12 protein-coding genes are annotated in these 15,453 nt (G+C 44.0%); 5 read left to right on the top strand and 7 right to left on the bottom strand.

Translation table 11 applies throughout. From position 1 onward, the window contains the following. The first annotated feature begins 5 nt into the window (after positions 1-5). From NBH01_RS25030 to NBH01_RS25015, 4 genes are all read left to right on the top strand, one after another. Positions 6-1,127: an aspartate aminotransferase family protein gene (locus NBH01_RS25030; protein ID WP_250700347.1), complete on the top strand. Its 1,122-nt coding sequence runs from the start codon at positions 6-8 to the stop codon at positions 1,125-1,127. Between the two features lie 135 nt (positions 1,128-1,262). Then, positions 1,263-2,036, top strand: a complete 774-nt coding sequence (proC, locus tag NBH01_RS25025; RefSeq protein ID WP_008762694.1) for a pyrroline-5-carboxylate reductase — start codon at positions 1,263-1,265, stop codon at positions 2,034-2,036. Positions 2,037-2,075: 39 nt separating this feature from the next. Beyond that, the gene (locus NBH01_RS25020; protein WP_008762693.1) at positions 2,076-2,630 is read left to right on the top strand and encodes a helix-turn-helix domain-containing protein; all 555 of its coding nucleotides are present in this window, start codon (positions 2,076-2,078) and stop codon (positions 2,628-2,630) included. Between the two features lie 7 nt (positions 2,631-2,637). Then, entirely contained in the window at positions 2,638-4,293 is a 1,656-nt protein-coding gene (locus NBH01_RS25015) for an AMP-binding protein (protein ID WP_250700346.1), read from the top strand. Between the two features lie 114 nt (positions 4,294-4,407). Here NBH01_RS25015 and NBH01_RS25010 read toward each other — a convergent pair whose 3' ends face one another. The 6 genes from NBH01_RS25010 to NBH01_RS24985 all read right to left on the bottom strand — a co-directional run bounded on the left by NBH01_RS25010 (position 4,408) and on the right by NBH01_RS24985 (position 13,513). Next, positions 4,408-5,598, bottom strand: a complete 1,191-nt coding sequence (locus NBH01_RS25010) for a BT_3987 domain-containing protein (RefSeq protein WP_008762691.1) — start codon at positions 5,596-5,598, stop codon at positions 4,408-4,410. Positions 5,599-5,628: 30 nt separating this feature from the next. Next, on the bottom strand, positions 5,629-6,732 hold the full coding sequence (locus NBH01_RS25005; RefSeq protein WP_008762690.1) for a glycoside hydrolase family 18: 1,104 nt from the start codon (positions 6,730-6,732) through the stop codon (positions 5,629-5,631). Positions 6,733-6,755: 23 nt separating this feature from the next. Beyond that, on the bottom strand, positions 6,756-8,321 hold the full coding sequence (locus NBH01_RS25000) for a SusD/RagB family nutrient-binding outer membrane lipoprotein (protein WP_008766966.1): 1,566 nt from the start codon (positions 8,319-8,321) through the stop codon (positions 6,756-6,758). A 13-nt stretch (positions 8,322-8,334) separates the two neighbouring features. Next, the gene (locus NBH01_RS24995) at positions 8,335-11,589 is read right to left on the bottom strand and encodes a SusC/RagA family TonB-linked outer membrane protein (RefSeq protein ID WP_234131597.1); all 3,255 of its coding nucleotides are present in this window, start codon (positions 11,587-11,589) and stop codon (positions 8,335-8,337) included. Positions 11,590-11,847: 258 nt separating this feature from the next. Next, positions 11,848-12,816, bottom strand: a complete 969-nt coding sequence (locus tag NBH01_RS24990) for a FecR family protein (RefSeq protein ID WP_008762687.1) — start codon at positions 12,814-12,816, stop codon at positions 11,848-11,850. A gap of 154 nt (positions 12,817-12,970) precedes the next feature. Further along, positions 12,971-13,513, bottom strand: a complete 543-nt coding sequence (locus tag NBH01_RS24985; RefSeq protein ID WP_008762686.1) for an RNA polymerase sigma-70 factor — start codon at positions 13,511-13,513, stop codon at positions 12,971-12,973. Positions 13,514-13,837: 324 nt separating this feature from the next. Between NBH01_RS24985 and NBH01_RS24980 the strand changes: the two genes are divergently transcribed. Then, positions 13,838-14,038 carry a DUF2007-related protein gene (locus NBH01_RS24980; protein WP_008762685.1) on the top strand — a complete coding sequence of 67 codons (201 nt, stop codon included), beginning with the start codon at positions 13,838-13,840 and terminating at the stop codon, positions 14,036-14,038. Between the two features lie 121 nt (positions 14,039-14,159). Here NBH01_RS24980 and NBH01_RS24975 read toward each other — a convergent pair whose 3' ends face one another. Further along, complete coding sequence (locus NBH01_RS24975) at positions 14,160-14,573, bottom strand: hypothetical protein (protein ID WP_008762684.1); 414 nt, start codon at positions 14,571-14,573, stop codon at positions 14,160-14,162. Positions 14,574-15,453 lie beyond the last annotated feature (880 nt).

Below are 15,453 nucleotides of genomic sequence, written 5' to 3'. Positions count from 1 at the left end.
GAATTATGAAATTATTCGACGTATATCCTTTATATGACATCAATATAGTCAAAGGACAAGGCTGTAAAGTATGGGATGAGAACGGTACGGAATATCTGGACCTCTACGGAGGCCATGCCGTCATCTCCATCGGACACGCGCATCCCCACTATGTGGAGATGATCAGCAATCAGGTAGCAACCCTTGGTTTCTATTCAAACTCGGTGATCAATAAGCTGCAGCAACAAGTAGCCGAACGATTGGGAAAGATTTCCGGTTATGAAGACTACTCGCTGTTTCTGATCAACAGCGGAGCCGAAGCCAATGAAAACGCGCTGAAGCTGGCTTCTTTCTATAACGGACGCACCAAAGTCATTTCTTTCAGCAAAGCCTTCCACGGACGTACATCCCTTGCAGTGGAGGCTACGAACAACCCCACCATCATTGCTCCGATCAACAACAACGGTCATGTGACCTATCTCCCTCTGAATGACATCGAAGCGATGAAGCAGGAACTGGCGAAAGGTGGCGTATGCGCTGTTATCATCGAAGGAATACAAGGAGTGGGCGGTATCAAAATACCGACTACCGAATTTATGCAGGAACTTCGCAAGGTTTGTACCGAAACCGGAACGATTCTGATTCTGGACGAAATCCAGAGTGGATACGGCCGTAGCGGAAAATTCTTTGCCCATCAATACAACCATATCCAGCCGGACATCATCACCGTAGCCAAAGGCATCGGAAACGGCTTCCCGATGGCAGGTGTACTGATCAGCCCGATGTTCAAGCCCGTTTACGGACAACTGGGAACTACATTCGGCGGAAATCACCTGGCCTGCTCGGCAGCCCTTGCCGTAATGGACGTCATCGAACAGGACAATCTGGTAGAAAACGCAAAGGCAGTCGGTGACTACCTGCTGGAAGAACTCAAGAAATTCCCGCAAATCAAAGAGGTGCGCGGACGCGGACTGATGATCGGACTCGAATTTGAAGAACCGATCAAGGAATTGCGCAGCCGCCTCATCTACGACGAACACGTATTTACGGGAGCCAGCGGAACGAATGTACTCCGCTTATTGCCCCCTCTCTGCCTCAGCATGGAGGAAGCGGACGAGTTCCTTGCCCGTTTCAAAAGAGTACTCTAACTGATATTTGATTAATAAACAGCGAACAAAAAAGCAGCCTCGAACAGAAAAACAGTTCTTATTCAGGCTGCTTTTTGTTTTTTCGCAATTTACCGTTACCTTTGTCTGTAAGAATACATTAAAAAAGAAGCGCATATGAAAATAGCTATTATCGGTGCAGGAAACATGGGTGGTTCTATAGCCCGCGGCCTGGCAAAAGGAAGTCTGATAGCAGACTCAGATATCATTGTATCCAACCCCAGCGCAGGCAAACTGGAGAAACTGAAAGAAGAATTTCCGGGCATTTCCACCACTCTGAGCAATACGGAAGCGGCAACGGGAGCAGATGTTGTCATTCTCGCCGTGAAGCCCTGGTTTGTGGAGTCCGTCATGCGCGAGTTGAAGCTGAAGAGCAAACAGACGCTCGTATCCGTAGCGGCAGGTATCAGTTTTGAAGAACTCGCACACTTTGTGATAGCACCGGAGATGCCGATGTTCCGCCTGATTCCGAACACTGCCATCAGCGAACTGGAAAGTATGACGCTTATCGCGGCACGCAACACGAACGATGAACAGAACCTGTTTATGCTCCGCCTGTTCAACGAAATGGGAATGGCCATGCTCATCCCCGAAGATAAGATAGCCGCCACCACGGCACTGACTTCCTGCGGCATCGCTTACGTATTGAAATACATCCAGGCAGCCATGCAGGCCGGCATCGAAATGGGCATCCGTCCCAAAGATGCGATGGAAATGGTAGCCCAGTCCGTCAAGGGAGCCGCCGCATTAATTCTGAACAATGACACCCACCCCAGCGTGGAAATCGACAAAGTGACTACTCCGGGCGGAATTACGATCAAGGGAATCAACGAACTGGAACACAACGGATTTACCTCCGCCGTCATCAAAGCGATGAAAGCATCCAAATAATACCGCAAAATTATTAATAATCAAAAAACAACCACTTGTATGAATGACCAAATTAAACAGATCGCAGAACGCCTTCGCGGATTACGTGACGTACTGGAACTAACGTCTGAAGATATCGCCCGCGACTGCGACATATCTGCCGAAGAATACCGGCTCGCAGAGACAGGACAATACGACATTTCCGTTAGTATGCTACAAAAGATAGCCCGTACCTACAACATCGCACTGGATGCTTTGATGTTTGGCGAAGAGCCGAAAATGAACAGCTACTTCGTGACCCGTGCCGGCAAAGGAGTCAGCATCGAACGTACCAGGGCTTACAAATACCAGTCACTGGCGTCGGGCTTCATGAACCGCACCGCCGATCCTTTCATCGTCACGGTCGAACCGAAGGGAGACGATGAGCCGATCCATTATAACCACCACAACGGACAGGAATTCAACCTGGTGGTTGAAGGCCGTATGCTTATCAACATCGAGGGCAAGGAAATCATCCTGAACCAAGGAGACAGTATTTATTTTAATTCAAAACTTCCACATGGCATGAAAGCGCTCGATGGCAAAACGGTACGTTTTCTGGCCGTAATTATGTAATAACGTTATGGTAGAAAGATTTTTAGCACAGACTAGCTTTGCCTCACAAGAGGATTTCATCAAGAACCTGAAAATAAACGTACCGGAGAATTTCAACTTCGGCTACGACGTAGTAGATGCCTGGGCTACCGAACAACCCGACAAGAACGCTCTGCTCTGGACCAATGACCAAGGCGAAAGCCGTCAGTTCTCCTTCACCGACATGAAACGCTATACGGACATGACGGCCTCTTACTTCCAGAGCCTCGGCATCGGTCGCGGAGACATGGTGATGCTGATTCTGAAGCGCCGCTATGAGTTCTGGTACAGCACCATCGCCCTGCATAAGCTGGGAGCAACGGTGATCCCCGCCACTCACCTGCTGACAAAGAAAGATATCATCTATCGCTGCAACGCTGCCGACATCAAAATGATTGTGGCTGCCGGCGAAGGAATCATACTGCAACACATCAAAGATGCTCTTCCCGAGTGTCCGAGCGTGGAAAAGCTGGTCAGTGTAGGTCCGGAAGTTCCGGAAGGATTCGAAGATTTCCATCAGGGAATCGATAACGCTGCCCCTTTCATCCGCCCGAGACATGCCAATACGAATGACGACATCTCACTGATGTACTTCACTTCCGGCACTACCGGTGAACCTAAAATGGTAGCACATGACTTTACGTATCCGTTAGGCCATATCGTTACGGGTAGTTTCTGGCACAATCTGGATGAGAACAGCCTCCACCTCACCATCGCCGATACCGGCTGGGGAAAAGCCGTATGGGGAAAACTCTACGGACAATGGATCGCCGGAGCCAACATTTTCGTCTATGACCACGAAAAGTTCACGCCCGCAGCTATTCTGGAAAAGATACAGGAGTATCAGGTGACTTCCCTTTGCGCACCTCCAACCATCTTCCGCTTTCTGATTCATGAAGACCTGACTAAATATGACTTGTCTTCACTGCGGTATTGCACCATTGCCGGAGAAGCACTGAACCCTGCCGTATTCGAAACCTTCAAGAAACTGACAGGCATCAAGCTGATGGAAGGTTTCGGACAGACGGAAACGACACTGACAGTTGCCACCATGCCTTGGATGGAACCGAAACCGGGAAGCATGGGACTGCCCAATCCGCAGTATGACGTAGACCTGATCGACAGTGAAGGTCGCTCCGTGGAAGCCGGAGAGCAAGGACAAATTGTGATCCGTACCAGCAAAGGCAAACCTCTCGGACTTTTCAAAGAGTACTATCGGGATGCGGAACGTACACACGAGGCTTGGCACGACGGCATTTACTACACAGGTGATGTAGCGTGGAAAGACGAAGACGGATACCTTTGGTTTGTAGGACGTGCAGACGACGTAATCAAGAGTTCCGGTTACCGTATCGGCCCGTTCGAAGTGGAAAGCGCTTTGATGACGCACCCTGCCGTCATAGAATGTGCCATCACCGGAGTACCCGATGAGATTCGCGGACAGGTAGTAAAAGCTACTATCGTATTGTCCAAAGACTATAAAGCACGTGCCGGAGAAGAACTGATCAAGGAATTGCAGAACCACGTCAAGAAGGTGACTGCTCCTTATAAATATCCGCGTGTGATTGAGTTCGTTGACGAACTGCCCAAGACTATCAGCGGCAAGATTCGTCGCGTGGAAATTCGCGAGAACGATGAGAAATAAGGCATAAAACCCATTTATAAAAAAGCCGGCTGCAAAGGATTGCAGCCGGCTTTTCTTTTCACTATCTGTAAGTATCGGATTCTCTAATCAATTGATAAAGCTCCAACCATCCGCTTAATCATTAGGATGATAGAAATTGTATTGTTCACTCCATGCAGGAATTCCGGTAAGCGTTATATCATTACCGTTCGGGCTATTATCCTTCAATACATTTCCTTTTCCTTCATCACACTTCCAATACCCAATCAAACCATCCGAATCTCCGGATATCTGGCGTGACATTCCTTCCTGAATAGCGTTCTCTGTCAGGCATTTGCTCCAAAGACGAATCTGAGCTAATTCTACCTGCATATTCCAGCCGAAACTCTGTGCTAAAGAAATATTATTGAATGTAAAGTCTCTTGAATCGGCTTTACTATTATTCAATGTACCATCTTTATAGAGGGAAATAGTAGATCCGTCATAAGTATAAGCAATGTGATACCATATATCCGGATACCAAAATTCCTCACTATCAAAATAGTTTCCATCCAACTGACACTGCAAACATGGCGCAATCTTTTTTGCTCCATCCGCCCAATAACGCAATAAAACGCCATTGAAAGAAATAGGAGCCGAATTGTCTGCGAAAATTAATCGTCTGAAAGCAATATTGGCAGGACCCACCCAATCTCCTGTCGGTCTGCCCGTTGTATTATCGAACTTGATCCAATACTCTATAGTCCACTGAGTAACAGGTATTTCGTTTTTAAAGTTCAGACTGGTTTTATTTGCTGATTTCAAAACCACCGCTTTCTGTTTATTAGGGGAAGTAAGCAGATAAAGAATATGGTTTGCGTTACCAACAAGTCCTATCGGTCCGGCTACGGAAGTGATCCGTACCGGAATCGCATAAGCCTCGTTATTGGGGGTGGTAAACGGCTTTATAGTAAGATTAATGACTGGTGCAGACACTTCACCTGCGGGAATCGTAACTGTGCGTTCAAAACTTCTGAATTCTTCCGGCAAAAGTTCGTAAGACGCTTCATGCTGTTGATTATACTCATCAATGAGTTGCTGATCAATATCCAGTGTTACAGTTACATCTTGATCAATAGCACGAACCAAACGGACGGTCAATGTTTTTATCACATCTCCCTCGTCCACCAATTGTGCCTCTATCTGCTGACTAAACGTATTAGAAGGAGCCGCTTCCGCAATATATACTCCATTATCGATAGTTGACAGTTTTGCATCGTTGCATCCGGTGACAACAGCCAAAGCTGCCCCCAGCACAACATATCTTGAAAATTTAATCATCTTCATAATTATCCTTTTTTAGTTATGTTCTTGCAATTAATGATTAGCGGGATTCAGAACCTGAATAACCTCACGCATAAAGAAATAGTCATTCACCGGACGACAAAGATTAAAACGGTAGGCACCCACTCCGCCAATGCGGGCATCTACTCCCGGACGATAGTACATCGCCATTCCCTTCAATGAATAAGTCACAATACCATCACGAGTTGTAAATTCCGGTCCGCCATCCCCTTTATGCTTTTCAAAGTCCTCACACCAAACTGTTTTACTAAGAATCGTAGCTTCATCCTCTATCGAACCGAATTTATTTAATAATCTGTCAAAACGACCATCCAAAGCATCACTATATCCCTCATCCGACCTACAGTAATAGGCTTGAACCACATAATAATCTAATAAAGGGCCCGACTCCTTGTTCAGTGTCTGCGGTTCTCCGTCGACCATCAATATACGTCCAGTTCCCGATTTCGGTCCGAATTCTTTCGATAATTCATCCAAAAAAATATGCATACGGTCCGAATTTCCACTCAGATTTCCGGAATAGCCAAAATTCGGTTCAAAGTCGATATCGAATCCATCATAGTTATACTTATTGATTGAATCAATAATCACCCGCGCATATTTACGGATAGCTTTTTCTTGTCCTTCTTCCGAAGTGTCACCATAATTGCCATACCACCCCCAATAAGCAGCCATCGCTTCATCCTTAGAGTTGTACTGTACGCCATCCACGATGAAATCATTCTCAACAGAAGCAGGCGTATGACTTCTGCCTATATCTGTGATATGCTGACAATACAAAACTCTGAGACCTTTCTTCTCTCTCACTTCCTTAAGGTCACTTTTTTGTGCTTCAGTCAGGTTGAAAGCCCCTCCCCAAAGAGAGACGATATCCATTGAATCGGGAATACCTCTCAACTGGTTGTTCATATTCGTTCCGGTTCCGGTCCATTCACTGTACCAGCCGAAAACAATCGGATGATCGGATTTCTTATACTCTCTCAGTGCCTTATAATAGTCTTCGCCATTGATATTCACCGGTTCGGTGAACTTCGGTTCCATTTCAGTCCAGTCGCTGCACTGTATAAACATCAGTGCACCCATTACTCCAAATATGATATATAATAATTTCTTCATATTGTTATTCCTAATTTAAGCTATTAATAAGTACCATTTTCTTTCATTGCCCACCAAAGATCAGTTCCATTAGAATCTTTTCCATTGCTAAGCATACTGACGGCCGCTTCCACATTCGCCTTATTGTTATTGTATTCACTTCGTGTAAAACGAAGACGGCGTTGTCCGCGCCCCGTATTACAATCGGCATTCATAGATTCAGTTGCCGGGAAGATTCTAGGATAGCCTGTCCGACGGAAATCTGCCCATCCGTTCATCGGGTCGGGATAACAGGCAATCCATTTCTGGGTAAGTACTCTTTCCAGTTTCTTCGCGTCATCAGCTCCATCCTCCCACTTGATCGTAATGGACGACTGGTTCGTATAATTGTTTCCGGTATGTCCGGCAATTAAATTATCCACATAATTTCCCGGTATAGATGTAGCGTCAGCCAAATAATCATCGGCACCCGATACCCCAAATTCCTCAAAAGACAATCGAACTCCCTTTTCATAGAAAGTCTTGGCATCTCCACCCATATTCCAGCCTTTCAGTGCTCCTTCCGCACGCAGGAAAGCAGCTTCGGCAGCGTACATTACCGGTTGTGGCAATGTTTTGTCGGTAGCGATAAAGAGTTTGCTATAGTTGGCGTATACCGTAGGTTCAGGTATTTCTGCCGAACCCGAACGGACACCTACATACCCACCGGCAGCAGTCTGAGTCTGCGGAGTAAAATAAGCAGGACGGCGAGGATCGTTATATCCGTTCATGTACGACACGAGGCAGGCATTGGCTCTTACTTCGGGCCATCCGCTGACAATAGCATATCCATTTTCATTGATTCCGCCATTAGTCGTATCATAAGAACTGTCGCCCACACTTTCCATCACACCTCCAAGTACAGCTTCCTGAGCCTTGGTCTGAGCATATTCCGGTTCTACTCCCGAGATGCGGATAGCCATCCGAAGTTTCAGCGTATTGGCAAACTTCAGCCACTTCGAGCAGTCACCTTTATAGAACTGGTCTACCACAGCCAAATCTTGATTTACGCCGAACGTTGCCGCCGACTTCAGAATGGTGATCGCATTATCCAGATCGTCAAACATGGCATGCCATACAGTCTGCTCATTATCATAAGGGGCTTCCGTTTCGCCGGCCTTCATCTGTGTGTAAGGAATGGGACCTTGCAAAGATGCGAGCAACTGCATACCATAAACACGGGTTAACTGAGCCATGGCATAAATGACACCTTTCTTTTCCGTAGAGTTCTCGACCAGAAAGAAAGAAGGATAGATATAGCCGTAGAGTCTTCCCCATGAACTGTCATTGTGCCCTTCGGACGCATTATAATAAGCAAAGATATTCTTTCCAAAGCTCCAGTTAGCTGTCGCAGTCACTTGACCGCTAAAGCTGGCCCACATACAATTAATCTCCTGACAAGCATTCTGTTGCGGACAAGCATACACGTTAAACATCGTAGACAGTAAGTTACTTGCCGGTACTTTTGAAGGCTGATAAGGGTTGGTATTAAAATCTTCAAAGTTAGTAGTACACCCCGCCATCATACATACGACTGCGCTTGCTCCGATATATTTTATTATCTTGTTCATACCTATTTATTATTTAAAACTGAAATTTAACATTGAATCCGAAATTTCTTGTACTCGGAAGCATATAGGCATCAAATCCCTGATAGAAGTTAGATGCAGCTGAAGTGGTCAGTTCCGGATCGAAAGGAGCCTTGCAATAAATCATCCATAAATTCTTTCCTACCAGCCCAACAGTCATTCCGACCTTATTGTCAAACCATTTTTTAGGCAATGTATAGCTAAGTGAAAGTTCGCCGAGTCGTACATTGGTAGCGCTATACGTGTAGTAAGCCGCAGTTCCCTGAATGGTCTGATAGTAAGTCTGTGCAGAGACTTTGCTCTGATTAATCTGCACGCCTCCTGCGTCACGTACGTCCGCGCTGACTTTGGAAACACCGGCAGCGTCAAGTACGGACTGCGTCTCACTGATAACAATACCTCCGAAACGTCCGGTGAAAGTCATGCCAAGATTAACTCCCTTATAACCGAATCCTAAACTCCAGCCCATATTCATCTTAGGCAGAATAGAACCTAAGTAGGTTTCTTTGTTCTCCATAGCCAGTCCGACACCTTCTTCATTAAGAATGTAGCCATTCAAGTCACGTTTGAGCAAGCGTTGTCCGTATACGTCTCCCATTGATCCTCCGACACGCAAAATCAGGCGGGCATCCGTATGTCCATAAGTAAGCGGAGACAGTTCCGGCATCTGGATAGGTTGTCCGGTGGCATAGTTATACACACCGTCAGCCAACCGTTTTACCCGGTTCTTATTCCATGTCAATGTATAGTTCGTATTGAAAGAGAAATCTTTCCACTGCTTGTTATAACCCAATGACATTTCCAGACCTTCGTTCATGATGTTTCCACTTTGGATAGGAATATTAGAATATCCCGAAGAAAGCGACAAGTCCGCATAGAATGTCTGATTATAAGTATTGGAACGATAATAAGTCAAGTTAAGACTGATGTCATTGAGGATACGTGCGTCCAAACCTACTTCCCATGACTTGGTACGTTCCGGTTTCAGTTTCGTGTTCGGATAAGAAGAGGTACTGGTCCAGCTCTGTGTCTGTTCATCGTAAGGGTAAGTAACGGTAGTCATGAAGCGGCCGTAAGAGTTACCTACCTCAGTGTACGAACCGCGAACTTTCAGGTATGTCAGCCAATCAGGAGCATTAAACATACTCGTCAGAATGGCGGAAAGTCCTATTGACGGGTAGAAGAAAGACTTGTAATCGGAGAAAGCCAGTCTTGAATCCCAGTCGTTACGTCCGGTAGCAGTCAGATAGATCATCGATTTCCAACCAATTTCCGCATTGGCAAAGATAGCGCGTGTCTGATCATGCCAGCCGGACTGTTTTGCTTTCCATGCTTTATTGAAATCGATATTGTGGACGGCAAAGAAATTGATAAGTTTCAATCCGCCTTCATATCCGATCATTTCATAACGGCTGTCACTCAGTGACACACCAAGGTTGACATTGACCGACCAGTCGTTAAAACTCTTATTCAGTGTAGTAATCGCATCCGCATACGTGTTCTTTGATTGTGTAGAGGTGTCACTGTACGTTCCACGGTCACCCGACACCAGTGTGCCGGTAGAAGCGTATGCCTTATAAGTACTACGATTATCATAATTATCTATTTTCACACGTCCTACCACATCCAGCCAGTCGAACAACTGATATTTGAGGGAAGCGTTGATCATATAACGGGTCTTCTTATTCTCCCGCAACTGGCGATTCTGTATCCAGTAGGGGTTGGCAAGACCACTTGAAGTACCGCCGTAAGGCCAGTATTGCTCCATCAGGTCCATACCGGAATTATAACGTTCGAACATACGTACATCATCGAAATTCTCACTACGAGGGAAACGGTAAAGTCCCGGCAGAGGATTATAGTAATAACCCTGCGACATCATATTCTTGTCATTCTGAAGAATATAACTGGCACCGGCATCGAGTGTCATCTTGTCTTTCAGGAAACTGGTCGTGTTACGGACAGTGAAATTATAGCGGTTGTATCCACTGTTGGGCAATATATTGGTGGTGTTGGTAGTAGAAGCCGACAAATACGCCTGATTCTTCTTGTTACCGGTTGACAAAGCAAATGAGTTAATGACATTCGCTCCGGTCTGGAAGAAGTCACGCGGATCGTAGTCACTGTTTACAATCGGTCCCCAGCTATCCAGGCTGTTGGGCAGGTTACCATATTTGCTCTGCATCTCAGGCATCATTGACACCTTCGAGAAAGTAGTATTATTGGAGACCGTGACAGAAGTCTTGTCCGCAGACCCCTTCTTGGTGGTTATCAGCACAACACCGGCAGCGGCAGCATTACCATACAGAGCTGCGGCAGAAGGTCCGGTCAGCATAGAGATAGATTCGATGTCTTCCGGGTTAATGTCGGCAGCGCCATCCGTACCCTGCTGGTCATAGATACCACCGCCACCTCCATTCATCATGTTATACATCGGTACACCGTCGATCACATAAAGCGCCAGATTGGAAGAAGTGATAGATTTGACACCACGCATCACGACACGCGAAGCACCTCCCGTGGTATTGGACGAATTAATATTAACACCGGCCACCTTACCATTCAGAGAAGAGATGAAGTTCGCATCTTTCACAGTAGTCAGTTCATCACCGCTCAGCTGCTGCACGTTGTATGACAATGCCTTCTCCGAGCGTTTGATACCCAATGCCGTCACTACCACCTCATTCAGTTCCTGCGTCGCATCCTCTAGCACCACATTGGCAACATTTCCTTTTACGGGTACTTCTTTTGACTGATAACCTACATAGGAAAATACAAGAACAGGATTCGCCGATGAAGTGGAAAGCTTATAGTTTCCATCCATATCGGTGATGGTTCCCTCACCGGAACTCTTCTCCCGGATAGAGACACCAATCAACGGCTCTCCATTCTTATCTTTTACCGTGCCGGCAATAAGTCTTTCTTTTCTCTGCTGTGCAACGTCTTTTTCTTTTGCAGCCAGTACTATTTTATTATCCAAAACTTTATATTCGATGCCCACACCTTTAAAGACTTGCTCCAGAACCTGGAATATATTCTTATTAGACACTGACACCGACACCTTGCGTTTCAAATCGAGATTCTTACTGTTTACAAAAAAGCCGAATCCGGACTCAAGTTCGATTTTGTGAAGCACTTCCTCTATGGTACAATCGTTTGCCTTCAATGTGATGGAAGTCTTTTGCGCATATCCATCGGACGCATATGCCAGTCCGAATGAGCAGACAATGAGTATAAATAGTAACTTCATAGATAGTGATATTTTCCTTGAAGACCGCCTAAGAAGGTTTAATCCTCCAAGAAATTGGACGATACAATAATTTTGCATAAATTTGTAACGAGTTTAATTAAAAAACTGGTAGTTATACTTGTCGGGAAACAAGTAGATTCACGATTACTGGGCTCAATACGGGAAGATACGACCAATATCATCCCGTATCTTTTTTAGTTTCAAGGGTCTTTGTTTTTCATGGCAATAAGCTTTTTTGAAATAAGGTTATTAATAACACTAAATAAAAATTTCTATCTTCATCTTCTCTTTACTTCCTTGTACACTGTTCAGATAACGCCAGCGTATTTTCGAAGAAGCTTCTATATAATTCAGTATCTGCTCCAGGCTCCTGCTCGTGAATGTCCCGGAGAACAGGTCATCATCGGGCACATTGCGTCGAACGATAAATTCCACATCATATCTGTCTGCCAAAATCTCCAGAGCATCCTGCAAAGATGTCTGCTTAAAGACGATAATACCATCCTTCCATGCCAGTTCTCCCTCACCGGAAGTAGTATAGAGCTCCGTTTTTCCACTCTGCGAATAATAGATCAGCTTCTGACCGGGTGCCATAGTAATGTACTGAGGCTTCTGTGCGGTATTATTAAATTCGAAATGCACTTTCCCTTCTATCAGAGTGGTAGTAATCTCTTCGGAATCCCTATACGCCTTTACATTGAACTTTGTGCCCAACACTTTAATCGCAGACTGATGGGCTGTGGAAACAATGAACTGTTTCTCCGGGTCTTTCTGAACTTCGAAATAGGCCTCCCCGTCCAGTTCCACTTTACGGGTACGGGAAGCGAACTGACTGGGAAAAGTCAGCGTACTTTTTCCGTTTACCCATACCATTGTTCCGTCAGCAAGCGTCACTTGCGTACGTTGTCCGGCAGGCACATATACGGTCTGCATTTCTACATTTTCCTTTTGCAGAGTTTGTATCAGTATATAACTTAATCCGAAAGCCAAAACAAATATAGCCGCAATCCGCATCGCCTTCATCGTAAAAGTGCGTAGTGAAAGCAGCTTGTCACGCCCCGTTTTCAACTCATCCGCATCCTGCCAAACAAGTGCATCATAACTTTTGCGGAGTGACATAAATTCTTTGAGATTAGCGGCATCGGCATCAATCCATGCTGCAACTTCTTCTTTCTCCCTTTGAGAGGCTTTTCCGGATATATATTTTAAAAGTAAATTCTGATTCATATTATAAGTTGAGTTACTTTATAAGTAATAAACAGGAGTATATTTGCTCCCCCTTTCATATAGAATACCACTCACTAAAAATAATCCCTAGTGAGAAATACAACTTTTTTTGCTGTTATTAAAAAAAGAGGAGAAAAAGATATTTTCAAGATCATCAAATAAAAAATATCAGGAAAGGAGCATACTCTTTCAGATTATCACGCAGCAGCTTCACAGCTTTGCTTATATGATACTCCACTCCTTTGACACTGATACCCAATTCTTCAGCTATTTCTTTATGAGATTTTCCATCCAGACGATCGGATATAAATGCAATGCGCGTCTTTTCCGGCATACCAGCCAACAATGTTTTCACCTTTGAGCGTAATTCTTCGGACATAACTTCCTTCGGATCACAGGCTTCCAAGGTTGAAATACGGATTTCCAATTCCCGTTGTCCCTTATCTGTCAGGTTTTGGTAGACGTTCTCCTGAACCTGCAAATGTTTCAGGTAATTGAGTGACTTGCTACGTATATAAGTGATTAATACAGCTTCGATACTCGGAATTTCCTGTTTTTTACTTAATTCCCACAAATAAATGATTGCTTCCGATACAATATCTTCAGCTACCAAATCATTATGGACGTATGATAAGGTAAACAGGAATGCTCTCCTATAATAGGTAGTATATATCGAATTAAAATTAATTGCAGTCATTTCGATCTATATTAATGGCGCTTATGCGTATAGTTTAAGTATATCCAAAGGTCTTTAATGATTGCAAAGAAATATATTTTAATTGAATAAAAGAACTTTTTGAAGAGAAAATGGGACATAAGCCGGTAAATCATCAGAAGGCTGACGACTAGCATATAGCTTTCACTCCTTTCTCTCCACTTTTTTCCAATGCTAAAAACTGACCAATTTATGCTAAAATCAGATCATTGCATCATTTCTATACTATTATGACTCAAAATTGCTCTAATCTATAAATCCAACTTCCTATATTTGCAGCCATAACAATTAAAACACAAAAAGAATATGATTACAAGTAGAAAGGTTTCTCAGGTCAATGTTTTTGCTGGTAGTCCCTGGGAAGTAGCCAGCGTAAAGAGTTTATTGAAAGCAGCGTATATCGAGGCATCAATGAAAGACAATGGATTGAACAGTATACTCATTTCTGTTCCATGCGAATATTATACAGCAGCAATGCGTGTGATTAATAAAAGAAAAGTTTCATAGGTTTTAGGTTAAACATATAAGATTAAAGCCGGGTACGATGGGAGATCGCACTCGGCTTTTCAGTCTTTGTATGATTCTTTTAAAACGAAGTAACCTTTAGATTGGTTGACTTTCTGTTTGTTTAATCTTCAGTTTGCTCAATTTCTACTTTTTCATTCTTTAGCTTTTCAAGAGCGGCAATCTGCATATTACAGAAAAGGTGTATGTGATGAATCAAGTTAGTATTCTGTGACAAGTAAACGACAGAGTCCATAAGTTGGGCAGACAGTTGGTAGGCTTTCCGATTATTTGTATTTTCGTCCGGACGACGCATATAAAGGGCAAAACTTCGGTATAAGATAGGAATAAAGCGTTCCCACGGAAGTTCTAAGCTAAGCAACAAATGGTTCATATTCTCCAGCATACGTTGAAGAGACTCAAGGTCCGGCTTATCAGATTGCTTGCCATACACCTCTGCCCATAGACGGGCTTCTTCTTCAAAAAAAATTTCATTGGGACTTTCTTTCGCGTTAGTCAAAGCGTTTTCAGTATCCATAAGATAAAAGTTTAATAAAAGGGCAAAAAAGAACGGTTTCGCCTTTCCCGTTGACTAACACATACAAAGATGCTGGAGGTACATTACATACTCCCCACGGGGGTACGAAACCGCCTATGAGGAAAGCTACAGGCAAATAAATGCCCGCAACTTTTCAGAAGCAGGATTCCCTGCACCCTTGTATATTATGTTAGTCACTGCAAATATACTATTTTTCAAATATAAGTAAGGAATATCTGTAGATTTATTGATCAGAATTTCCACCTTTACACTAACCCGCATCGTAAACTTACAGCCGTAAGTCTTACCACCGTAAGTTTACGGGAGAATCAATAAATTAGTTAAGAAGGAGAAAAACAATGAGGTTTTACAATAGCCCCCCAGTAATTTGACAGCAGTTTTGCCCTCATGCTCTAACAAACCGTCTGTATCCCTTTATTCATCGTGGTTTTCGGTGTGGTAGCAACTGTGGTGGCAGGTATGAGAGCAAACGGTTGCTCTCACTCTGTTTCATCCTGATCAGTATTGTTTCCACATTACTATCTTTTGATTTACAGGATGTTAATATCTGACATCTCAACTGTTAACGTTTGATCTCTCAGTCATTAATAACTGAGAAATCAGCTATTAATGGCTGATACCCCATACATTATTAGCCAATAAATGATTCAATGCTTCCTAAAAGAACTGTCAATTGAAACAACTAACACGGTCGAGTCAATCCAAACATACGGTCAAGTGAATCCAATCGACAGGTGTTTGTCTTACCCTGGATTTGGTTGACTACTATAAGTATCAACTAAAATGAATAAAAGATGAAAAAGAGTGACATGACCTTTAGTCCTTATCAGCTTGAACTTCTTGGCGATTTCTATCGTTC

This window comes from Bacteroides sp. B1-V-101 (genome assembly GCF_023656585.1).
GTDB lineage: Bacteria > Bacteroidota > Bacteroidia > Bacteroidales > Bacteroidaceae > Bacteroides > Bacteroides thetaiotaomicron.
Note: the sequence above shows the minus strand (reverse complement) of the source record. Positions and strands in the feature narration are given on the sequence as shown.

Coding starts and splice junctions, on each gene's coding strand:
- NBH01_RS25030 (WP_250700347.1), top strand. CDS start 6: ATGAAATTATTCGACGTATATCCTTTATATGACATCAATATAGTCAAA.
- proC (WP_008762694.1), top strand. CDS start 1,263: ATGAAAATAGCTATTATCGGTGCAGGAAACATGGGTGGTTCTATAGCC.
- NBH01_RS25020 (WP_008762693.1), top strand. CDS start 2,076: ATGAATGACCAAATTAAACAGATCGCAGAACGCCTTCGCGGATTACGT.
- NBH01_RS25015 (WP_250700346.1), top strand. CDS start 2,638: ATGGTAGAAAGATTTTTAGCACAGACTAGCTTTGCCTCACAAGAGGAT.
- NBH01_RS25010 (WP_008762691.1), bottom strand. CDS start 5,598: ATGAAGATGATTAAATTTTCAAGATATGTTGTGCTGGGGGCAGCTTTG.
- NBH01_RS25005 (WP_008762690.1), bottom strand. CDS start 6,732: ATGAAGAAATTATTATATATCATATTTGGAGTAATGGGTGCACTGATG.
- NBH01_RS25000 (WP_008766966.1), bottom strand. CDS start 8,321: ATGAACAAGATAATAAAATATATCGGAGCAAGCGCAGTCGTATGTATG.
- NBH01_RS24995 (WP_234131597.1), bottom strand. CDS start 11,589: ATGAAGTTACTATTTATACTCATTGTCTGCTCATTCGGACTGGCATAT.
- NBH01_RS24990 (WP_008762687.1), bottom strand. CDS start 12,816: ATGAATCAGAATTTACTTTTAAAATATATATCCGGAAAAGCCTCTCAA.
- NBH01_RS24985 (WP_008762686.1), bottom strand. CDS start 13,513: ATGACTGCAATTAATTTTAATTCGATATATACTACCTATTATAGGAGA.
- NBH01_RS24980 (WP_008762685.1), top strand. CDS start 13,838: ATGATTACAAGTAGAAAGGTTTCTCAGGTCAATGTTTTTGCTGGTAGT.
- NBH01_RS24975 (WP_008762684.1), bottom strand. CDS start 14,573: ATGGATACTGAAAACGCTTTGACTAACGCGAAAGAAAGTCCCAATGAA.